The sequence below is a fragment of the Alkalicoccobacillus murimartini genome (assembly GCF_030813245.1).
Classification (GTDB): Bacteria; Bacillota; Bacilli; order Bacillales; family Bacillaceae_D; genus Alkalicoccobacillus; species Alkalicoccobacillus murimartini.
Genome location: NZ_JAUSUA010000009.1, coordinates 27,499 through 49,535, shown reverse-complemented (window position 1 = coordinate 49,535; position 22,037 = coordinate 27,499). Strand labels below are relative to the sequence as shown.

The following is a 22,037-nucleotide window of genomic DNA, read 5'->3' as shown; positions in this document are numbered from 1 at the left end:
ATCATATTATAGAATAAAAGACTGCATAAAAAAGCACTTTCGTTAGAAATGCCTTCAAAGTTATATATTCTCAACCTCTGACTTTTTATATTCTAATAGTATAAGGAAATGGATCGGAATGATCGTTGAAAGGAGATTGTACAAATGAAGCGATGGTTTTTTGTTTTTGTTGGCTGTCTATTAGCAGCAGTTGGCGTAATAATTCTTAAGCATTCAGATTTAGTTACTGGTGGAACAGCGGGACTCTCTTTAAGTCTTAGCTATATCACTCATCTACCGTTTGCTCTCTTATTCTTTATTATTAATATCCCTTTTTATCTATTCTCTATGTTACGTATGGGACTATCCTTTACGGTGACAACCATCTTATCTGTTACGACACTATCTATTCTAACGGGTGTTGATACATGGTTGCCATCCTTTGTTATCCCTTATTGGGCTGGCGCTTTAATGGGCGGATTGGTTATAGGGATTGGCCTTAGTCTGTTATTTCGAAACAGTTCGTCTTTAGGTGGTTCAAACATTTTGGCACTCTTTTTGCAAAAGCATTATGGTTTTGATCCTGGAAAAACAAATTTTGCTTTCGACTTAATCGTTGTGCTGACTAGTCTGTACGCAATTGGCTTAGTTAAAGGCTTCTTTTCAATTATATCCATCGCGATCACATCTAAAGTCATCAGCTATTACAAGCAGGGTAACATTGTTAAGAAACCTGTGATTCAAAAAGATTTCGTACTGCCTAAACAGCCCTCTCTCACAAAATAAACGAAATACAGTCGCACTGTATTTCGTTTATTCTTATTTCTCAAATAAATATAGTTTCCCGTTAATAGGAACTTTAAAGTATGGACCTTTGTACCCTCGTTTACGAAGGTTTTTTCTCATGATATCCATGACCCCACCATGGCTGACTATTAAACAATCTTTACCTTCTGCTTCTGCTTGCGTAATAATTTCATCCAACCGTTTACGTGTTTTATCCTTACTTTCCGGTTGAGAAGAATGCTTGAATAGCCAAGCGAGCCGAATCATAATGAGATGCAAAAAGAGTGGTAAACGAAGAGACAGATCAAAAGGAGGCACAAGATCAATCTCCCTAAGCTTACTTGTCTCCTTGATCTCTCCTGAATAGATTGCTTCTGCTGTTGTACGAGCACGAGGAAGATCACTTGAATAACAGCTGTCCCACTTTACAGCACCAAGCTCAACGGGGTTCTCCTCTACTTCCGATTCGTCATATTCTTTGACCCACTTCACTAGATCGCTGCTAGAGATTAAGCGATTTTCTGGATATCCCCGTTTCACTTTAAAATGTCTGACTAACCCTATTTTCATGAGGAGAACTCCAATCATTTAATGAGGGTTCTAAGTCCACCCATCACTGTCATACCACATCTTCTGTTCCTTCTTTTCAATAGCTTGTCTTACATATTGAATCGTATTATCTGGCATCTCTTCTATTGGAAACCACGCCAATGCTGAACTTTTATCAGGTTCCGCATTATAAGGCGTTCCCTTCCATTCAGTAATTCGCACAAAAAAATCAACCCAATTCAACTCACCAGACAACCGATGCAGGACACCCGCTACCTCAATGTCCTGCCGATCAATGACGACACCAACTTCCTCTTTGGCCTCGCGCTGCACAGCCGTCAGCATATCTTCATTTGGATCTATTTTTCCTGCGACGACACTCCAATTTCCGTCCTCAAACCCTGTATTTTGTCTTTGAAGTAATAAGATCTCGTTTTCTCTCTGAAAAAGCAGGTGTACGGATCCAAATAAGTGTGGTTCCACGAGCATCTCTCCCTTACTGTGCGTTATAGCTCATCCAGTTGAATATCTTCAATAGATCGGACAATAGTATCCGCTTGCCCTAAATCTTGACTGCCGGCATCTGGAGCAAGGTAGCCAATACATGTCATACCTGCCGCTTTTGCTGAGCGTACTCCATTATACGAATCCTCAAGCACCACACACTCCTTAGGTTCAACACCAAGTACTTGTGCAGTCTCTAGGTAAATGTCCGGGGCCGGTTTCCCTTGGTTCACTTCTTCCCCACTGATAATCGATACAAATTGATCCGAAATACCAAACTTCTCAAGTACCGCCTCAATATAAATACGTGGAGAGGACGATGCAACTGCCATAGGGATACCCTTTTCAGATAATCTTTGCATTAATCCTGGTATTCCTTTAATCGGCTCTAGGTCAGACTCTTTTAATCGCTTTAGTTTTTCGGCGATTTGATGATCTAAGATTTCCTCCAATTCAGCCGTTAACCCGTGCTCACTCTTCACACTGCTCCACATCTCAGGACTAACCATACCCATGTACTTAGACAGGTCTTCCTCTGTAATGGTTGCTCCAAATCGTGCAGCAGTTTCAATTTCTACCTCAATATGATGAGGCTCGCTGTTAATAATGACACCGTCCATATCAAAGATAAAAGCCTTCATCATCCGTTCACCGCCTCTTCTTTAACAATCGTATACATATTGTCAGCATCGTCTTTACGGCTGGTTTCTCTTACTTCGTTAATACTCACAGTAACTAGCTTTTGTCCGAAACGAACGACTAACTCGTCTCCTGCTTTCACATCTGAGCCTGCTTTTGCTTGGTTTCCATTAATCGAAATCCTACCTTGGTCACATACTTCCTTTGCTAGTGTTCTCCGTTTAATCAATCGAGATACTTTTAAAAATTTATCTAGTCTCATGTTAAGTCTCCTTTATTTATCTGTTTTTTTGCTTTCCTGCCACATTGCTTCAAGCTCATCTATACTGCATGCTACCATGTCCTTGCCTTTTGCACGAACTTGATCTTCCATAAATTCAAAGCGTCTTTGAAACTTGTGATTGGTTGCTGAGATCGCTTGTTCAGCATCAAGCTTATAGAATCTAGCTATATTCGCAAGTGTAAAAAGGATATCACCCAGCTCCTGCTCCATCTTTTGTGGATTACCTCGCTTGAGTTCATCCTTACATTCCTCAAGCTCTTCATCTAACTTACTCCAAATAGAGTCAACTTCCGTCCAGTCAAACCCAACCTTGGCTGCCGACTTTTGCAACGAGATAGCTTTCATTAAACCAGGCAGCCCTTTTGGAATACTGGATAAATGACTAGACGTGTCATGTCCCTTTTCTGCCTTCTTAATCTCATCCCAATTGCTTACCACTTCTTCAGCCGAGTTAGCTTCCGCCTCTCCAAAAACATGCGGATGCCTACGAATCATCTTGTTTGTCACGGAAGAAAGCACATCCTGAATCGAAAACCAGCCTGCATCTTCCCCAATTTGTGCATGAAGCATAACCTGTAGCAAGACATCTCCTAGCTCTTCAACAAGATTCTCGTCATCCTCATGATCAATCGCATCAAGCACTTCATACGCTTCTTCAATTAGGTAAGGTTTTAACGTTTCGTGCGTTTGTTTCTTATCCCACGGGCAGCCATTTGGTCCTCGAAGCTGTGCGATGACCTGTCTTAAAGTTGAAAACTCCTCTCGTAATAACGCTTCATCTTGCACGGGTGGAACATAAACAGCCGTTAAATTGTTTAACGTTGTGACCCGATCAAGTTCATGTAACGGTACACGAAGAATACTCTCGGCAGACGAGCCTACAGCTGTCGCTACAACCACTTCATAATCATCAGGGAGACGCTCCATCAGAGTTAATTTTACATCAGAAGCGACCATCGCGTCATATACTTGAACGATAATAAGATGCTGAGTCAGTTGAAATTCATCTCTATTAAGACTTGTCCCATCAAGAATTTGACTGCCTTCAATTGGGTCAATTTTCAATGCCGTATACATTGAATCAAGAAAACTAGTGCCACCAAGAAATTCTACGTCTATCTCACGTTCAGCCGCCTGTTGAACAAGCAGTTGGATGGTTCGTTCAGCCACAAAAGGATGCCCTGGTACAGCATACGTAATGTCTGCTTTTCCTGCCGCCTGAAAGAGTTTCTCTACAATCTCTTCATAAACCGCTTCAAATTGGTCGTGGCTCTCATACACATGATCAAAGGAATTCCAAACTAACCCTTCTCCAGCAAGCTCCTGTAAGGCCGGATGGTCTTCTGTACGTACAAAAAGTGTGTTGGTTTCTTTAATATGCCGATAAAGACCCAGTGGCATTTGGTCCAAATCACCTGCACCTAGTCCAATTACATAAATGGTTCCCATTCTATTCATTCCTTCCTACTTACCAAAATTCCTTTTAACTTCTTAAGCTTCGGTACCTGATCCCACTCACTTGAGGTGAATATGGGTAATTGAATGATACAGATCAGGACGATAATTCCTCCCACTCCACTTACAGCAAGTGCTATTCCTGTATCGAGTAGCCTGCCCTGCCCAAGTCCTAGCCACCATGACAATAACCAGTAGCCAATAGAAGCTCCAGCAGAAAGAATAGCTAGTGTCAGAAACAGTGCTTGATATGATTTCGGATGACTGCATAATTTTCCTGATACTTTTTTGATCCAATAAAGGCCAAGTAAAGCCATTACGGTAAATGCTAGTGTTGTGGCAGCCGCTGCACCACCAGCTCCAAAGATTGGGGTCAACAGGACATTAGCCAGTAGTTTCACAACTAGGCCAATCCCAATGATGAACGCAGGCAAACGAATATGACCATAGCCTTGTAATATGGCTGCCCCAGTTAAATAAATAGAACATGGAGCAATAGATAAAACCAATATCCTTAGAATCATCGAACCCTGTTGATCGGTAAATAACATATGATTAACTGGTCCCATAATGATAATTAATCCAATGGTTGCAGCCCCACCAATTAATAAAGCAAGCCTCACCGCCATATCCTGAAAACCTAGCACTTCCTTGTGATTGTTTCTTGCTCTCGCTTGAGCGAGGGCTGGTACAATCGCCAACGCCATCGTTGTTGCCAAAATGGTGCCTAGTTGAAGCAATGGCTGACCACGATCGTATATTCCCTTAATATGATATGCCTGTGTCTCACTTACTCCATGAATTTGCAGTAGATGAATCATAGAAAATACATCGACAAACTGGAACAAGATTAAGACGAGTGCATTCATGCAAATAAACACACTTTGTCCGAGCAAGGACCCTACTTGCTTCATGCCGGCTTTAAATGAAAATAATTTTACCTCTGTTAAGCCAAATGATACGCCCATTTTATAAAGATAAACAAATAAAATGATGACACCCGTGAGACTTCCAAGTAACGAGCCTAATATAGCTCCAGAGCCTAATTGATAGGCATCAGCACTTGTTCTCATAAGTAGATATGTAATAAGTAGGATCGCCGTTACCCGTACCAGCTGTTCTCCAACATTAGAAACAGCGGTAGGAAGCATCTCTGCCTGTCCTTGAGTTACACCTCTAGCTACACTTAAAAATGGCAGGAACAGAAAAGAAAATCCTGTGATTCTTAGTACACTCGTTAATTTGTCATCTCCCATCCAAACAGCGAGCCAAGGGGCCAAGCTAACCATAAGCACAACGGCCACTAGTGAGAATAGGAAGAGTCCAATAAAATATAATCCTGTTGTTGCTTTCACATCCCGATTGTTTTCTGCCAATTGCCTTGATAAAACAACTGGGAAGCCATATAAGGAGACAATCGCCATGAATCCATAGAATGGATAGATTTGCTGATACACATAAAATCCTAAATCGCCAGCCATGTTCTGATATGGAATCCGATAACCCGCACTAATGATTTTAGTTAAAAGAGCAGCAACAGATAATAAAACGGCGCCTTTAAGGAATGTTTTCCTTTGATTAACTTCAGTATTCAAGCGCCTTCCCCCTAACAGTAACCACTATCTCTATCATACTCAATTTCCAACTAAATCGCTATCCAAGGCTAATCCAATGGTTGAGCTCACCACGGAATTCAAGTAAAGTGAAGAAGAACAAAATCAGGTACTACTATATGATTTCGCTTGCTCACACGAGCTGCATAAGGAGAAATTCAAATGAAAAAAATCGTTTTTACTGGTGGTGGATCCGCTGGACACGTCACTCCAAATATTGCGATCATGGATCAGCTTGATCAAACCGAATGGGACATTTCTTATATAGGTTCGCATAATGGTATTGAAAAAGAATTAATTGGACGTACGTCGATTCCCTACGAGGCGATCTCAAGTGGGAAGCTTCGCCGTTATATTGACCTCCAAAACGCTACCGATGCTTTTCGTGTAATGAAAGGGATTTTTGATGCGCGAAAAGTACTGAAAAAACATAAACCAGATCTCGTCTTTTCAAAAGGTGGATTTGTAACTGTACCCGTAGTCATTGCTGCCTCAAGCTTAAAGATCCCTGTTTTCCTGCACGAAAGTGACTTAACACCAGGTTTAGCAAATAAGCTTGCTCAGCGCTTTACAACAAAAATCTTTACATCATTTGACGAAGCTGCGGCGCATTTTCCTTCTTCCAAAACGAAGGCGATCGGTTCACCCATTCGGAAGGAATTGTTCGAAGGCAATGCCAAGCAAGGCCTTGATTTTCTTGGTTTTCATTCTAGTATACCTGTCCTTACGGTAATGGGTGGAAGCTTGGGCGCAAAATCAATTAATGATGCCGTACGAGAAGCTTTACCTGAGCTACTTTCTCGTTTTCAAATTGTTCATCTATGTGGGAAAGGTCATTTAGATCCATCCCTTGACCATCACACTGGCTATAAGCAATTTGAATATGTTCATGATGAATTATCTGATATTCTTGCAGCGACCAACTATGTGGTCACACGCGGTGGATCAAATGCCATCTTTGAATTTTTAGCTCTAAAAAAACCAATGTTAATTATCCCATTATCACGTGCTCAAAGCCGCGGTGATCAAATTTTGAATGCTAACTCTTTCGAGAAAAAAGGTTACAGCCTTACACTAGAAGAAGAGGATCTATCAAAAGAAACGATCCTTAACCAACTCATTAAATTAAAAGAAAATGAGCATACATTTAAACAAAAGATGATAAACTCTCAAGAAACAGATGCCATTAGCATGATTCTAACTGAAATGAACGCACATATTTCTTCATAGAACAATAAAAGAACCGTTTTCTGGCTGAATTAGCCTTTAAGAAAACGGTTCTCTTTTTTTATTCCATTTGCCTCGCTAAGAAGCTTGCAGCCGTTTCGGCCATTTTTTGTTCTAACATTCCATTAAGTGCTTGTTCCTTATTAAAGATAATGACTGTTCCTATTGGATCACCATTTGCAATAATTGGTGCAATCACAAAACCTTTATAATCATCATGGTGTTCGCTGACTAAGTTGTACTCACCTGGGTTGGACTCTACCTTGGTTTTTCTTTGTTCCATAGCAGCCTCAACAACTTCGCCTATCGCTTTATTTGCAAATTCTTTTTTGGAAGCTCCTGATACCGCAATAAAAGTATCACGGTCAGATATAAGTACATGATGGTTTAGACTTCCGTATAATGCCTCTGCGTATTCCTTCGCAAAATCACCAAGCTCCGAGATAGGTGAGTATTTCTTCAGAATCACTTCACCATCCCGATCCACAAAAATCTCTAATGGATCTCCTTCACGGATTCTTAACGTTCTCCGAATCTCTTTAGGAATAACGACTCTGCCTAAATCATCAATACGTCTTACGATTCCAGTAGCTTTCATGTTGTGTATTTCCTCACTTTCAATGGTGTAATCCCTGGACACTTCTATCAGCAACTTTGGCTCGGGTTAAGAATAGTATTTGTCTACAAATAAGAACTATTCCCCAATTTATGAATTTGTTTCAGTGCCATGGATGTATCAGCCATTTTTTGAGGGCGTTTTTGCCATAAACACCAACTTATGATGCAGGAGACGCCGTCTTTTTCTTCTTTTTAGAACGCGGAATCGCATCCACAGCCTTCTCCAATATTTCTAATAGCTTTTCACTTGTAAGCTGTCTAGTCTTAATGACAATCTTGATTCGCTTTCCTTCTGTTCCAAGTGTTACATTACGACCGAATTTATTCACAAGATCAAATAATTTACTTCCGTCCATATTCTCAGAGCTCTCCTCTGTTAACATGATCGTGACCTGGTCTTTATTTTCAGTAATTTTTTCAATACGTTCTTTATTACCGATCAATTTGATCTTTGTCAGGCGGATTAAGTCATCCACTTCCTTCGGGTATTCACCAAAGCGATCAAACATCTCATCCTTTAAGTCCTGAAGCTCACTCACGACCTCAATCCCTTTAAAGCGTTTGTACATTTCGATCTTCTGTTTGGCATCCGTAATATAGGCTTCTGGAATATACGCATCAATATTAACATCCAGCTCCATTTGGAATGGGGGTTCTTTTGGTTTTTCTCCCTTACGCTCTTCAATGGCTTCTTTCAACATTTGAGAGTACAGATCAAAACCAACAGATTCGATAAAACCATGCTGTTGGGCACCTAGGAGATTTCCCGCACCTCGAATGGTTAAATCACGCATCGCAATCTTAAATCCTGATCCAAGCTCCGTAAACTCTTTGATCGCCTGCAATCGTTTCTCTGCCACTTCTGTGAGCACCTTATCACGCTGATACGTAAAGTACGCATAGGCCACGCGATTAGAGCGACCCACACGACCACGAATTTGGTAAAGCTGAGAAAGTCCCATCTTATCTGCATTATAAATAAAGAGTGTATTCACATTCGGAATATCAACTCCTGTTTCAATGATGGTTGTTGTAACCAACACATCACTGTTTCCTTCAAGGAAATCAAGCATAATCGATTCAAGCTCTCGTTCATTCATCTGTCCATGTGCAAAGCTTACTTTTGCATCCGGTACAAGCATGGATATTTTTTCAGACATTCGTTCTATGTCCTCAACTCGATTGTAGAGAAAATAAACCTGGCCACCACGAGCCAATTCACGTTCAATCGCTTCACGAACCAGTGATTCATTAAATTCCACCACGTATGTTTGAACTGGAAAACGATTTTCAGGTGGTGTTTCAATGACAGACAAATCACGAACGCCTAACATCGACATATGTAATGTACGTGGTATCGGCGTTGCTGTTAATGTCAGCACATCTATATTGGCTTTTAACTGCTTAATTTTCTCTTTATGTGTCACACCAAATCGTTGCTCTTCATCCACAATCAGTAGGCCCAGATCTTTGAACTCTACATCTTTAGATAATAAACGATGGGTACCCACAATTAAGTCGACGGACCCTGCTTTAACACCTTTAAGGGTTTCATTCTGCTGTTTACGCGAGCGGAATCGACTAAGAACCCCAATATTAATCGGAAACTCAGAAAACCTCTCCATAATGGTTTCATAATGCTGTTGAGCAAGAATTGTTGTTGGCACGAGTATTGCTACTTGTTTGCCATCCATAATGGCTTTAAATGCAGCACGAATTGCCACTTCTGTTTTTCCGTAACCAACATCACCACACAACAGACGATCCATCGGACGAATTCGTTCCATGTCTTGTTTAATTTCTTCAGCAGCACGCAGTTGATCCTCTGTCTCAGAATATTGGAACGATGTCTCGAACTCCCGCTGTTCATGTGCATCCTTTGTAAAAGCATGTCCTTTACTTGCTTCACGCTCTGCATATAACTTGATTAAGTCATCCGCAATATCTTCTACTGATGATTGGACCTTGCGCTTTACTTTTTTCCAGTCGCTTCCTCCAAGTGCATAGATCTTTGGATCTTTTTCTTCTGATCCCACGTATTTTTGAACTTGGTCAATCTGATCAACCGGAACGTATAATTTATCATTTGCTGCATATCGCAAATGTAGATAATCTTTATGAAGTCCATTAATCTCGAGTGTCTCAATACCGAGGTACTTCCCGATACCGTGATTCGTATGAACAATCAAATCGCCAACTTTTAACTCCGAATAGCTTTTGATTCGCTCAGCGTTCGTCAGTTTCTGACGTCGTTGTGGTCGTTTGGTTTGTTTGGCGAATACTTCTTCCTCGGTTAACACAACTAGCTTTTGGACAGGTAGTTCAAAGCCAGAGTGTAGTTGCCCTTGCATAATATGAACCGTACCCTCAGTCAGCTCGGTCCCCCGGTCTACTTGATGGACATCAATTTTTTCCTCTTCTAAATTAAGAGATAGACGATCTGCCCTATCTTTTGTTCCAGCTACAAACAACACCGCATATCCTGCTTTTTTCCATCGTTTCACTTCCGACTCTAGCAACTGCATCTGACCGTGAAAGTTCTGCATGGATTTACATGAGAAGCTAATCACGTTTTGAGGAGACGTTGAAGGCACATGCTTCAAGAATAATGAAAGATAGATAATCGGATTCTTCGACTTCTGAAACTGCGACAAAACATCCATAGACATATTCGCGTCATGGACTAAGTCACCGTTCTCAACCAAAGATAAACTCCAATCAGCTTCTTCTTTTTGCAGATTGTCAGCCATCTCTTTTACACGGCTCATTTCATCAATGACAAATACCGCATCTTCAGGCATATAGCTTAACAGGGATGCAGGCTCTTCGTAATAAAAGGACATATATTTATACATACCTTCAAAGCTAGTCCGCTGCTTTAATTTATCAATGTCTGATGTGATTTTTTGATCAAGCTGAGCTCTAGTTGTTTTAGCAGATACTCGCTTCAGGGTAACCGCAAGCTGTTCCTCTAAACGACTGGCTCCTTGTGAAAAATGTTGGTCATGCAAAATAATTTCCTCAGCAGGACCTACCTTTAGCTTTTCTACATTCTCAAGGGAACGTTGAGTATCTAATGAAAAAGAGCGAATGGAATCAATTTCTGTATCAAATAACTCAATACGAACAGGATTCGCCTCTGTAAGCGGATACAGATCAATAATCCCCCCACGCACGCTGATTTCCCCTGGCGCAGACACCATGTCCACCCTGCGGTAACCGACTCGGATTAACTTATTAAGTAACGTATCAATCGATATGATATCTAACCCTGTTTCGAATGTAAAAAAGCTCTGCTGCCACACATCTTTAGGCGGAAGTAATCTTCTTACCCCTGCTAATGGAGCAATCACCACGCCAGAAAAGCCTTCAGCCAGTGTGTTTAACAGGTCAAGGCGTTGTGCTTTCATTTCAGGGCTTGCTACAGCAATTTCTGCCGATATAAGTTCATTTACTGGGTAGAGATAGACATGCTCATCCCCCAAAAGGTCAACAAGGTCTTCATAAATCTTTTGAGCTTGATATAGATTATGAGTGATAACTAACTGGCTTTTTTTAGTCTCTCGGTATATAGATGCCATAGCTAAAGTCCGCGAAGAGCCCGTTAAACCAGAAATCAGCTGCTCTTTCATATTGGTATCCAAGCTTGATGAGACCGTCTTAAGCTCCTGACTATTTATAAAGTAAGATTGCAATCCTAACATGTAGATCCCCCTGTTTCTTAAAACCTTAATCGAAGGTCTTGCACACTTCTATTTATTGCTACTCCACGATCTTCTATCTTATGACTATAGAATAAAGCTATTTTGAATAGAAAAACGCTTTGGCTTATTTCGCCAAAGCTTAATGTATGGTTTGTCTTCGTCTTTACTGGATGAATGAATCCAACTCATAGAGCGTCGGATTGCGTGTGAGCGCCTCATGGCAATCCTCACATATTGCTCTCACATGTATATCACCGTTCTCCGCATATGTCAATACTTCATCACGGTGACTGTTATCTAATACATTAATCCCAAGTTCTTCACTTGATTCAACTGTATGTGAGAGGGTACCAATACTCATCTTGCAGTGCTTGCATGTATAGTGAACAGCCATTATTATCACCTCTTTTGCCTTGCTTCTACTTATCGTTAGTATAAGCCACGACAAAAGGTGCTATACAGCCTACTTAATTAAACGTGTTCATCACTTCAAGGAATGGTTTGTCTAGCCATGCTTCAATCGCTTTTGATGATTGATGAATTGAATCTTGAACAGCTTCTTTTTCCTCTGGACGATAGCCACCAAGTACATAGTGAACCAATTCACTCCCTGAAGCTGGCCGATCAATCCCAACACGAATACGATTAAATTCGTTTGTTCCTAAATGAGATAGTAATGATTTAATACCATTGTGACCACCTGCGCCACCTTTTTGGCGTAAACGAATCTTACCTACCGGAAGATCGAGATCATCATAAACAACAAGCAAATTCTCTAAAGGAATATCATAATAGTTTAATAATGGGGCAACTGACTCGCCTGATAAGTTCATATAGGTCAGTGGTTTTAAGAAGAAGATCTTTTCTCCTTTGTGAAGATATGTACCAAAAACACCTTTAAATTTTGATTGATTCAATTCAATACCTAGATCTTTGACTATATAATCAATAATATCAAATCCAATATTGTGTCGCGTCCCCGCATATTTTGATCCAGGGTTTCCGAGTCCAACGATAACTTTCATTTGCTCCCTACTTTCTGACATTATACTCCTCAAAAAGGTATAACCTTATAGGCTATACCTTTTGAGGGGGTGAGTCTTGTTACTCTACTCGACCATCTTTATTTTCATCTTTGCGTTCTTCTGTTGCTTCCACTTGGTCAGCAGTAACATTCTCTGCTTCTTCCTCTTCAGGATCTGGCTCAACAGTTGGTGGTTGTACCGTTACAATCGTTTCTTCATCTTCACTTGATACGTCAACAGAAATCGATGCTTTGATATCTGCAACCGTAATTCCATCGCCGATATTAAGTTCAGATACGTCTACTACAACTTCTTCAGGAATGTCAGCCGGAAGACACTTCACACTAATTTCGTGTTTCAGTTGGGCAAGTACTCCACCTTCTTTAACTCCTGGAGCTTCACCTTCTAGACGAACTGGAACATCTGCATCCATTTCTGATTTCATATCTACTTCGAAAAAGTCGATGTGGACAAATGAATCTTTCAATGGATCCGTTTGTACTTCCTGCACCATAACCTGGTGTTTTTTACCGCCTTTAACTTGAAGAGAGAATAAGCCGTTACGACCAACCTCACGAATTGTTTTTAGAAAATCTACACTTTCAACGGATACTGGTGTAGATTCTACTTTATTACCATATAATACACCAGGTACAAAACCTGCGTTGCGGACCTTTCTAGTTCCTGATCCTCTCATATCTGTACGTTTTTCTGCTTTTAAAACTGCCATTATTATCACCTCTGATTAGATTACACTCTATTGTATGTGTTCCCCTAAACATAACGTTTCAAACCGACTTTGCAAAAAAACTATGATCTTTTATTCGACGATCAATCAAACAGCGTACTAACAGAAGAATTTTCGTGTACACGAATAATGGCTTCTGCAAGTAATGGAGCAACGGATAGAGATGTAATTTTATCAATTTGTTGCTCTTCTTTTAATGCAATGGTATTTGTTACAACTAGTTCTTTAATCTTCGAGTTATGGATACGCTCAATAGCTGGACCAGACAGAACAGGGTGCGTACAGCATGCGTACACTTCCTTCGCACCGTATTCTACTAAAGCATTAGCCGCAAGTGTAATTGTACCCGCTGTATCGATGATGTCATCAATGATGATACATGTTTTGCCTTCAATGTTACCAACAATATTCATGACTTCAGAGACGTTTGGCTTCGGTCTTCTTTTATCAATGATTGCAATTGGTGTTTTCAAGCGATCAGCCATTTTTCTCGCACGCACCACACCACCGTGGTCTGGAGATACAACAACTACATCATCAAGGTTTTTATCTTTAAAATAATCAGACAAAATTGGAACACCCATAAGTTGATCGACTGGAATATCAAAGAATCCTTGGATTTGAGTAGCGTGAAGATCAACCGTTAAAACGCGAGTTGCTCCCGCAGTTTCCAACAGATTAGCAACAAGCTTGGCCGTAATTGGTTCACGAGCGCGAGCTTTTCGATCTTGACGTCCGTATCCATAGTAAGGAAGGACAATATTAATCGTTTTTGCAGAAGCACGCTTAAGCGCGTCAATCATAATTAGAAGCTCCATAATATGCTCATTAGCTGGAGCTGATGTGGATTGAATTAGATAAATATCACACCCACGGATACTTTCTTCAATATTAATTTGTACCTCGCCGTCGCTAAAACGCATGACAGAGTTCTTACCTAGTGTTAACCCGATATTCTCTGTAATTTCTTGAGCCAAATCCTTATTTGAATTGAGTGTAAACACCTTTAAGCTTGGATCGCCGTACTTCGCCATTGTTTTGTTCCCTCCACACATTAGTTCAATCTGCTTTATTTCTTATATTGTTCTTTATTTACCTGTCTTGCTCTTGCAATGGATAATGCTTTACCGGGTACATCATCCGTAATCGTAGACCCAGCTGCTACCAAAGCATTTTCACCAATGTGAACAGGTGCAATGAGATTTGAATTACTTCCGATAAACGCACCATCATCTATGGTCGTTTTGTGTTTGTTTACCCCATCATAATTCACTGTAATCGTTCCACAACCTAAGTTTACATGTTTACCTACTTCAGCGTCGCCTACATAGCTAAGGTGTGCGGCCTTTGATCCTTTAGCAAGGGTTGATTTCTTCACTTCTACAAAGTTCCCAATACGTACTTCTTCACCAAGCTCTGTTCCGGGCCTAATATGAGCAAACGGTCCAATGGTAACGTCTTGCGCAACTTTACTATCGTGAATAACTGACTGTTTGACCTCCACTCGATCGGCAATCGTGCTATTTAATATTTCACTGTTCGCACCAATTGTACAATCAGAACCAATCACGGTATGACCCTTAATCGAAGCACCTGGCCAAATAACCGTATCTTGGCCAATTGTTGCATCGGCTGAGATGTAAGTCTGTTCAGGATTAATAATCGTTACCCCTGCACGCATCCAAGCTTCATTGATACGCAGCTTCATAATTTGTTCTGCTTGAGACAAGGCTAATCGATCATTTACACCCAATGTTTCAGTGAATGTAGGTGATTGATATGCTGCAATTACTTCACCTTGCTTTTGAAGGATTTCGATAACATCAGGTAAGTAATACTCTCCTTGAGAATTATGATTGCCAACCTGCTTTAGCGCCTTAAACAATAATTCATTATCAAAACAGTACGTACTCGTATTGATCTCACGGACCTTTTGCTCTTCAGCTGTCGCATCCTTGTGCTCGACAACCCTCTGAACCAGTCCATTGGCATCACGAATGACCCTGCCGTAACCAGTTGGATCTTCAGCAAGGGCCGTTAGTACTGTAATTTTAGCCTTTTGACTTTGATGCTCTTTCATTAATGCATCAATCGTTTCTCCTGTTATTAAAGGTGTATCACCAGCAAGTACAACCGTCATACCCTTCTTATCCTTCAACAGGTCGTCTGCTTGCAGTACGGCGTGCCCTGTGCCAAGCTGTTCGGATTGAAGAACATAATGCATTTGATCCCCTAGCTGTGCCTTTACGGCTTCTGCTCCATGCCCTACTACTATAACGGTCTCGTCAAATCCAACTTGCCCTAGTGCATCAGAAACATGTTGCACCATCGGCTTTCCACAAACTGGATGAAGTACTTTATAAAGCTTTGATTTCATTCGCGTTCCTTGCCCCGCTGCTAAAATCACTGCATAACGATTACTCATGGCTTCCTCCCCATCATCTATATCCCTTACGAATATATCCTAAATAACAGGTCATTTCAAGGAAAGATCGCCCTATTTCAATAGGGATATATTGTTACTAATGTAGTCTGATTGATTTAAGGCATACAAAAAAGCCACCGCCTCTATGGCAGTAGCTCACAATAAACGAATTAAGAAGCGCCCGCCTCTTCAAGCGAAGCCTCTTCTGCTGCACCGACTCGTTCAAATTCTTTCAGGACAGCATCTTGAATCTTATCCCTCGTTTTAGAAGAAATCGGATGGGCAATATCACGAAATTCACCCTCCGGCGTCCGCTTACTCGGCATTGCTACAAACAACCCATTATTCCCATCAATAACACGGATATCATGAACAACAAACTCAAAATCTATCGTTATTGAAGCAATCGCCCTCATACGCCCATCAGTCTGTACGCGGCGTAGTCTGACATCTGTGATCTCCATGTAGCCATCCCTCCGTTAATCTTTTCTTGATACTTACCATTTCGATGAAAGGTTGAGTTTTCCTTCTAAAAATATGAAATAATTAAAAAAAATCGTGGAAATTATCCATTTTTTCCACGAAATTAGTCGAATTCAAAAAAATGAGCATCCAAAAGGATGCTCATTCAAAAGTCATACGTTTCTATTTGATTTTTACTTCACAAGTGCAATGACTTCAATTTCTACTAAAACATCTTTCGGTAACCTAGCCACTTCCACACAAGAACGAGCTGGTTTGTGTGTATCGAAGTAAGACCCGTAAACCTCGTTGATCAGAGGAAACTCATCCATATTTTTAATGAAAACTGTTGCCTTAACAACCGAATCCAATGATGACCCTGCTTCTGATAGCACTGCTTTAAGGTTTGCAAATACTTGATGTGTCTGTTCCTGCACATCTCCCTCTAAAAGCTCGCCATTTGGCTTTAGTGGAATTTGACCTGAGCTGTAAAATAGATTATTAACGATAATCCCTTGTGAGTATGGTCCAATTGCCTCAGGTGCTTGATTTGTATATACAGTCTTCATCATAATTCCTCCTAAATTTACCGGTCCTTTACCTTCTCAAGAACATTTCCGGCTTCAATTTGAATCGTCCGATCTCGAATATTCATTTCACTTAATCGTGTAATGGAAATATAGTCATCAATCAGGCGTTCTTCCACACCAACTGATTCGGTTAATACGCCAACCGCAACGAGATCCGCCTCAAACTCTTCAAGCAAGTCCACCATACCTTTAAGTGTTCCGCCTGCCTTCATAAAATCGTCAATGACAAAGACACGGGCACCAGGGGCTAAGCTACGCCTAGCGAGTGTCATCGTTTGCACTCGCTTAGAGGACCCTGATACATAATTAATGCTAACCATTGAACCTTCCATGACCCGAAGATCACGTCGTACAATTCGTACAGGCACATCTAAATAATGTCCTACGGCATAAGCCAAAGGAATTCCTTTTGTCGCAACAGTTAATACAGCATCAATTTGTTTATCTGCCAAGACTGAAGCAAACAAACGACCAATCTCGTGCATAAGTCTTGGGTTCCCTAATAAGTCCATCATGTATAAGTACCCACCAGGTAAAATACGTTCAGGATCTGACAATTGCTGAATGAGCCTGTCCACAAGTCCTGCTGCATCCTTGTTATTCATCCTAGGGATAAAAGTAACCCCTCCACTAGCACCAGGTATGGTTAGTAACGAGCCGTATCCCTCTTCTTCAAATATCTCTTTTACAATGACTAAATCCTCACTGATTGAGGATTTTGCCGAATGATACCTCTCAGAAAAGCGAGAGAGAGAAATGACTTCATGAGGGTGTTGTAACAAGTAATACGTCATATCTACCAGGCGACCACTGCGTTTAAGTTTTTTCATAGTACCTCCGCCAAAAACCGAATAATTACCTATAACATACCATTCTTGTCCGGTTTTAAGCAAGTGTTGCCAGAACGAATTAAACGCACAGCGTAGACATCATCGCAAAACCCTCTTAACCCGTTATAAATCCGATTCACTCTGGATTCTTTTGCAACTAATCCAAATACCGTCGGACCGCTTCCACTCATTAACACACCATCTGCGCCAAATCGTTGCATTTGTTTTTTAATCTTGTCTACCTCGGGGTACAGATCCAATGTCACCGACTCAAGTACATTATGTAGACGATCACAGATCTGATCAAAATTCTGTGAACGAATCGCATCTTCCATACCCGATGTATCAGGATGAGTGATAGAACCCGGCTTTAATCCTCGATAGATATCAGCCGTGGATACACCCGTAGGCGGTTTAGCTAAGATGACCCAAAATGGGGGTGGTGAGTCGATATGCCGAATGATCTCACCTCTACCAGTAGCAACAGCCGTACCACCATAGACACAGAATGGAACGTCTGATCCGATTTCTCCACCAAGCTTCGCCAGCTCATCCAGAGACAGGTTCAGTGACCACAGTTCATTTAAGCCTCTTAATGTGGCAGCCGCATCACTACTCCCACCTGCTAGGCCTGCAGCAACAGGAATACGTTTTGTAATATAGATATGCGCGCCTTTTTCAACACCAAATCGCTTCTGGAGCAAGTTTCCAGCCTGCCAGGCAAGGTTACGGTGATCACTCGGAACAAAACCTTCAGACACTTCCACAGTAATACGTCGATCTGCTGTTTCTGTTAAATCAATCCGGTCGGCCAGATCAACCGTTGTCATAATCATTTCTACTTCGTGATACCCATCATCTCTTTTCCCTAACACATCAAGGGATAAATTAATCTTTGCGGGTGCTTTTACTGAACATTTCACGTCTTCACCTTCTATATTTATGCTTACGCTATTTTATCATTAGTTCCCCTAACATACCACCTCATATCCATTCCAGTCGAAACTTACGGTCATAATTGATTTTAGACAAACAAAAAAACCTCTTTTTTTAGAGGTTTTTGATCATGTATGGGTGGTGATTAAGTATGAGATAAACGATTATTTAGAGCTGACATTTGCATCCAGCTGCCCTTGTTCCTTTGCTTGTTCCAGCATCGTGTTAATGGACTCAATATATTCCTTTAAGCTCATGACCTAACCTCCTAATCTAGTAAGTAGTTTGTTAGATACAGTATTCCCAAGCGCCACCACAGCTAAACCTACTTTTTTAAAAAAAGCAGTCTCAGGATACCCGAGACTGCTGCTGCCGCTTCATTCTATTTAGAGTTGTGTTCGTTTGCCAATTGGTTTTCTGCCAATTCTATCGCACGTTTCACCATATTCCCTGCGTCTCTGGCACGGATGCCGCCCCAGCCTTCTTTCTCAACTGTTTCGTAAAAACCAAGCTCTTTTGCCAGTTCTACTTTCAATCGATCAGACATCACTCCGCGTCTCCTACTCATCCGGAACATCCCCTTCAAAATAAATTACGGCAGCATACTTAGTGTGCTTGAAAAACAAAAAAATATGACTTCCTGTATCTTACAGGAAGTCATCGTATTAGGTATTATCATGATGTTAGGCGTTAAGTGCTACCTCGCTGTCTCCTTCTTCTGATTCTGATAAAAGAAGTTCAACAGTCTGGGTTAATACATCTGCATAGCTGTAAGATACACGTTCAAACGCATTCTCGTCTTCATCTAGCTTAACAATAAATACTGACGGGTACGTTTCTTCTAAAAGCCCAGAACGTTCCATCGTTTTACGACGACCACCGTTCGCTTTTATGGTAATCCGCTTTCCAACATTCGCATCCAGTGTTCGCTTGATATCAATCAACGTTTTTGCCATCCTGACACCCACCTCACTATTTGCTCATCATAACACATTCGCCATAATTCGTCAAATAAATTTTCAATTATAACAATCCAATCTTATACATGTCAACATTTTTGCATAAAAAAAGAATCTTCCAACTATTGGTCTTTTGTAGTTTGTCCCTCATCTCGAATAATATGTATCTTTTTGTCATACACAAAAAACACCTTACGAAAGTCAACTTGACCCTCTAAGGTGTTTTTATCCGGTACGACCTATCAATTTATTCCTTTAATTCCTTTAGTGGCATGCCTAAACGCATGACACCTTTTGTTTCGATTCCTCCAACACCCTTTTCACCCGTGATGGTATTACGAAGAACCTCCCACAGCTTGATCGCATCCTGGTACGAGGTCCTACTGATCTTAGCGGCAATATACACGGGATCAAGCGCGTGAATATTGACTCGATCAGGAGAGCTCGCAAAGTTTGCGCCCGCTTTAATTAGCGTCTCAAAGTGAGATTGACAGGCCCCCGCAAATATAATTAATTCATCACGATGAGAACAGTGTTTGCGGGCAATACGTACACACTCAGCAAAATACTTGGTGTGGCGATAGGCTCTCATTTCGTCCTCTCCACCCTTATCCTGCATATAAGCATCATGTCCCGTTATGACAACAATATCAGGTTGCACCATCTCAAGCAGAGAGGCAATCTGATCAGGCATCTTTTTCTCATCTAAATGAACACCATAAACCGGTACACCAAAACGCTCATAAAGCTCTGTACATCGCTGAAGATAAAAGGCGTCCCCATCTAGATGAAGAACACGTCCTCTTAATTCAAAAAACTGGGCATCCGCTTCATAGCCAGATGTCGCAGCATATTCATTACGCTTCTTCATTAACTTTGCATCCTGGCGAAACAATCGGTAAGAAACGTCTTCCTTTTCCTTCCCTTTCTCCCGCCTTTTTCGCTTATCTATATCAGAAACAACAAGCAAATCTTCAATTGGAGCATCTGCCAGCAGCCTCATTTCTTCTCCAGCAAGCATAGCCGTCTGATGATCAATCTGAAGAATACGAAACAGCATGTCGTTTTGATAGGAATTTCTTGTAACGCTTTCTCCCACCTGCAGCTTCATCGCTCCGCCCCCTCCTGTTCAGCCTATGATTATAGGAGGAAAACGGTGCAGTATTCAGGCTTTTAGCCGGGTATAAAGCGCGTCACTTAGAGCAGCAAATTCTTGTATGGATAACGTCTCTCCACGTCGTTTAGGATCAATGGCCGCTTCTGCAAGAGCCTCTTCTATCTCTGCCTTTCGCTCTTTCGGGCCTAAATTATGCGTAAGATTGTTAAGGATGGTTTTCCGTCGATTAGCAAAGCTTGCATGGAAAACTTCAAAAAAGTACGTTTCATCGATTACCTTAGCTGCTGGCTCATCACGAACTTTTAGATGAAGGACAGCTGAGTCAACTCGCGGCGGTGGCACAAAGACACTTGCTGGCACAGTCATCACCCGTTCTGCCTCTGCGTAATATTGGGCTGCAATCGATAAGGCACCGTACTCTTTTGTACCTGGAGATGCTGCAATACGCTGAGCCACTTCGGACTGAATCATGACGGTAATGCTTGTCACATCTAATTTCCCTTCAAGGAAGCGCATTAAAATGGGTGTAGTCACGTAATAAGGAAGGTTTGCTACAACCTTTACTTGTTTCACGTCCGAAAATTTATCAATGAGTAATTGCTCCAGGTCTGCTTTGAGCACATCCGAATGGATCACTTCTGCATTTGGGTACGGGGATAACGTATCCTCTAACACCGGTAACAATCTTTGATCAATTTCAATCGATACGACTTTTTTAGCAGCTCTTGCTAAGTATTCAGTTAGAGCTCCAATTCCTGGACCTACTTCAATGACCCCAGTATCCTCATCTATTCCTGCAGCATTTACTATGTTTGTGAGGATGTTTGTATCAATTAGAAAGTTCTGACCCAAACTTTTCTTTAAATGAAAACCGTGCTTAGCCAATATTTGTTTAGTGCGTAGTGGGGTTGCAATATCTTTCGTCATTTATTGTTCCTCCTTAAGAACCGAAATCAAAGCCTCACGAAATTCCTCGGGCTGTATTTGAAACATATGAAGCCGTTTAAGCAGCTGTTTTCCATTTGCATATCCAATTGAAAGCTTATCACCAATCTGCTCTCGTCTTCTTCTCGCATGTTCACCCGAGATCAGACCAGCCGCATGAAGGTCCTCCCATAAAATAAGCGCAGGTGCCTCTTCAGCTTCTTCCTGAACAGTTAATAACGCCTGACGGATAGCTTCTGGTGTTGCATTCTCCACACCTAAGTCATCCCCTTTTTTAGAGATCGCCTCATGCTTTGGCAAAAACGCATGCTTACAGCCAGGAACATGTTGGCTTACGATACGGCGAATTCGTTCACCAGGGTAGTCAGGGTCTGTTAATATGATTACCCCACGTCTTTCCTTGGCTAAAGCTATACGAGCGAGTACGGCCTTTCCTATCGCCGATCCATTGGTTTCAATCGTGTCTGCATCTACAGCCCGTTGAATAGCCGTTGTATCATCTCGACCTTCCACTACAATCATTTCCTTAATTCTCATTCTCCTGCTCCGATCTCATCCATTCTGTCCCTTATTGTATCCTTATTTCCGTCAAAACAAAAGAAGCCGATCATCACCAGAGTATACTCTGTGGATCGGCTCCATC

24 protein-coding genes are annotated in these 22,037 nt (G+C 41.3%); 2 read left to right on the top strand and 22 right to left on the bottom strand.

Annotation, left to right across the window (positions count from 1 at the left end):
- Positions 1-144 precede the first annotated feature (144 nt).
- Positions 145-765 carry a YitT family protein gene (locus J2S05_RS19680; protein ID WP_306985890.1) on the top strand — a complete coding sequence of 207 codons (621 nt, stop codon included), beginning with the start codon at positions 145-147 and terminating at the stop codon, positions 763-765.
- 33 nt (positions 766-798) lie between these two features.
- On the opposite strand, the gene J2S05_RS19675 is transcribed toward J2S05_RS19680, so the two are convergent.
- Genes J2S05_RS19675 through J2S05_RS19650 form a run of 6 tightly spaced genes read right to left on the bottom strand, consistent with a single transcriptional unit; the run spans position 799 to position 5,790 of the window.
- Positions 799-1,335 (bottom strand): histidine phosphatase family protein, encoded by a 537-nt coding sequence (locus tag J2S05_RS19675; protein ID WP_306985888.1) that lies wholly within the window; start codon positions 1,333-1,335, stop codon positions 799-801.
- 30 nt (positions 1,336-1,365) lie between these two features.
- Positions 1,366-1,797 (bottom strand): NUDIX hydrolase, encoded by a 432-nt coding sequence (locus tag J2S05_RS19670; RefSeq protein WP_306985886.1) that lies wholly within the window; start codon positions 1,795-1,797, stop codon positions 1,366-1,368.
- A 23-nt stretch (positions 1,798-1,820) separates the two neighbouring features.
- Positions 1,821-2,462 (bottom strand): HAD family hydrolase, encoded by a 642-nt coding sequence (locus J2S05_RS19665; protein ID WP_306985885.1) that lies wholly within the window; start codon positions 2,460-2,462, stop codon positions 1,821-1,823.
- A complete protein-coding gene (locus tag J2S05_RS19660; RefSeq protein WP_306985882.1) occupies positions 2,459-2,719 on the bottom strand; it encodes an RNA-binding S4 domain-containing protein in 261 nt (86 codons plus the stop codon). Before J2S05_RS19660 ends, J2S05_RS19665 begins: the two co-directional genes overlap by 4 nt.
- Positions 2,720-2,731: 12 nt before the next feature.
- Positions 2,732-4,189 (bottom strand): bifunctional methyltransferase/pyrophosphohydrolase YabN, encoded by a 1,458-nt coding sequence (yabN, locus tag J2S05_RS19655; protein ID WP_306985880.1) that lies wholly within the window; start codon positions 4,187-4,189, stop codon positions 2,732-2,734.
- A 5-nt stretch (positions 4,190-4,194) separates the two neighbouring features.
- Positions 4,195-5,790, bottom strand: coding sequence for a putative polysaccharide biosynthesis protein (locus tag J2S05_RS19650; RefSeq protein WP_306985878.1), 1,596 nt, complete (start codon positions 5,788-5,790; stop codon positions 4,195-4,197).
- 180 nt (positions 5,791-5,970) lie between these two features.
- On the opposite strand from J2S05_RS19650, the gene J2S05_RS19645 reads away from it, so the two are divergent.
- Entirely contained in the window at positions 5,971-7,038 is a 1,068-nt protein-coding gene (locus J2S05_RS19645; protein ID WP_306985875.1) for an undecaprenyldiphospho-muramoylpentapeptide beta-N-acetylglucosaminyltransferase, read from the top strand.
- A 58-nt stretch (positions 7,039-7,096) separates the two neighbouring features.
- Here the strand turns inward: J2S05_RS19645 and spoVT are convergent, their stop codons facing one another.
- From spoVT to rnmV, 16 genes are all read right to left on the bottom strand, one after another.
- The gene (gene spoVT, locus J2S05_RS19640) at positions 7,097-7,633 is read right to left on the bottom strand and encodes a stage V sporulation protein T (protein WP_306985873.1); all 537 of its coding nucleotides are present in this window, start codon (positions 7,631-7,633) and stop codon (positions 7,097-7,099) included.
- 178 nt (positions 7,634-7,811) lie between these two features.
- The gene (gene mfd, locus J2S05_RS19635) at positions 7,812-11,357 is read right to left on the bottom strand and encodes a transcription-repair coupling factor (RefSeq protein WP_306985872.1); all 3,546 of its coding nucleotides are present in this window, start codon (positions 11,355-11,357) and stop codon (positions 7,812-7,814) included.
- Positions 11,358-11,520: 163 nt separating this feature from the next.
- Positions 11,521-11,751, bottom strand: coding sequence for an anti-sigma-F factor Fin family protein (locus tag J2S05_RS19630; protein WP_306985870.1), 231 nt, complete (start codon positions 11,749-11,751; stop codon positions 11,521-11,523).
- Between the two features lie 73 nt (positions 11,752-11,824).
- Complete coding sequence (gene pth / locus J2S05_RS19625) at positions 11,825-12,382, bottom strand: aminoacyl-tRNA hydrolase (RefSeq protein WP_306985954.1); 558 nt, start codon at positions 12,380-12,382, stop codon at positions 11,825-11,827.
- 79 nt (positions 12,383-12,461) lie between these two features.
- Positions 12,462-13,112, bottom strand: a complete 651-nt coding sequence (locus J2S05_RS19620) for a 50S ribosomal protein L25/general stress protein Ctc (RefSeq protein WP_306985868.1) — start codon at positions 13,110-13,112, stop codon at positions 12,462-12,464.
- 101 nt (positions 13,113-13,213) lie between these two features.
- Positions 13,214-14,164 carry a ribose-phosphate diphosphokinase gene (locus J2S05_RS19615; RefSeq protein ID WP_306985866.1) on the bottom strand — a complete coding sequence of 317 codons (951 nt, stop codon included), beginning with the start codon at positions 14,162-14,164 and terminating at the stop codon, positions 13,214-13,216.
- Positions 14,165-14,199: 35 nt separating this feature from the next.
- On the bottom strand, positions 14,200-15,555 hold the full coding sequence (gene glmU, locus J2S05_RS19610) for a bifunctional UDP-N-acetylglucosamine diphosphorylase/glucosamine-1-phosphate N-acetyltransferase GlmU (RefSeq protein WP_306985864.1): 1,356 nt from the start codon (positions 15,553-15,555) through the stop codon (positions 14,200-14,202).
- A gap of 170 nt (positions 15,556-15,725) precedes the next feature.
- Positions 15,726-16,019, bottom strand: a complete 294-nt coding sequence (spoVG, locus tag J2S05_RS19605) for a septation regulator SpoVG (RefSeq protein WP_306985862.1) — start codon at positions 16,017-16,019, stop codon at positions 15,726-15,728.
- A gap of 192 nt (positions 16,020-16,211) precedes the next feature.
- A complete protein-coding gene (locus J2S05_RS19600; protein WP_306985860.1) occupies positions 16,212-16,589 on the bottom strand; it encodes a RidA family protein in 378 nt (125 codons plus the stop codon).
- Positions 16,590-16,603: 14 nt separating this feature from the next.
- Positions 16,604-17,437, bottom strand: a complete 834-nt coding sequence (purR, locus tag J2S05_RS19595) for a pur operon repressor (protein ID WP_306985857.1) — start codon at positions 17,435-17,437, stop codon at positions 16,604-16,606.
- 29 nt (positions 17,438-17,466) lie between these two features.
- Complete coding sequence (ispE, locus tag J2S05_RS19590) at positions 17,467-18,360, bottom strand: 4-(cytidine 5'-diphospho)-2-C-methyl-D-erythritol kinase (protein ID WP_306985855.1); 894 nt, start codon at positions 18,358-18,360, stop codon at positions 17,467-17,469.
- Positions 18,361-18,755: 395 nt separating this feature from the next.
- Complete coding sequence (locus J2S05_RS19585) at positions 18,756-18,941, bottom strand: small, acid-soluble spore protein, alpha/beta type (protein ID WP_306985853.1); 186 nt, start codon at positions 18,939-18,941, stop codon at positions 18,756-18,758.
- A gap of 115 nt (positions 18,942-19,056) precedes the next feature.
- Positions 19,057-19,329, bottom strand: a complete 273-nt coding sequence (veg, locus tag J2S05_RS19580; protein WP_306985852.1) for a biofilm formation stimulator Veg — start codon at positions 19,327-19,329, stop codon at positions 19,057-19,059.
- Positions 19,330-19,579: 250 nt separating this feature from the next.
- A complete protein-coding gene (gene yabG, locus J2S05_RS19575; RefSeq protein WP_306985850.1) occupies positions 19,580-20,443 on the bottom strand; it encodes a sporulation peptidase YabG in 864 nt (287 codons plus the stop codon).
- Between the two features lie 54 nt (positions 20,444-20,497).
- On the bottom strand, positions 20,498-21,376 hold the full coding sequence (rsmA, locus tag J2S05_RS19570; protein ID WP_306985847.1) for a 16S rRNA (adenine(1518)-N(6)/adenine(1519)-N(6))-dimethyltransferase RsmA: 879 nt from the start codon (positions 21,374-21,376) through the stop codon (positions 20,498-20,500).
- On the bottom strand, positions 21,377-21,931 hold the full coding sequence (gene rnmV / locus J2S05_RS19565) for a ribonuclease M5 (protein ID WP_306985846.1): 555 nt from the start codon (positions 21,929-21,931) through the stop codon (positions 21,377-21,379). It lies immediately after the preceding gene.
- Between the last annotated feature and the right edge of the window lie 106 nt (positions 21,932-22,037).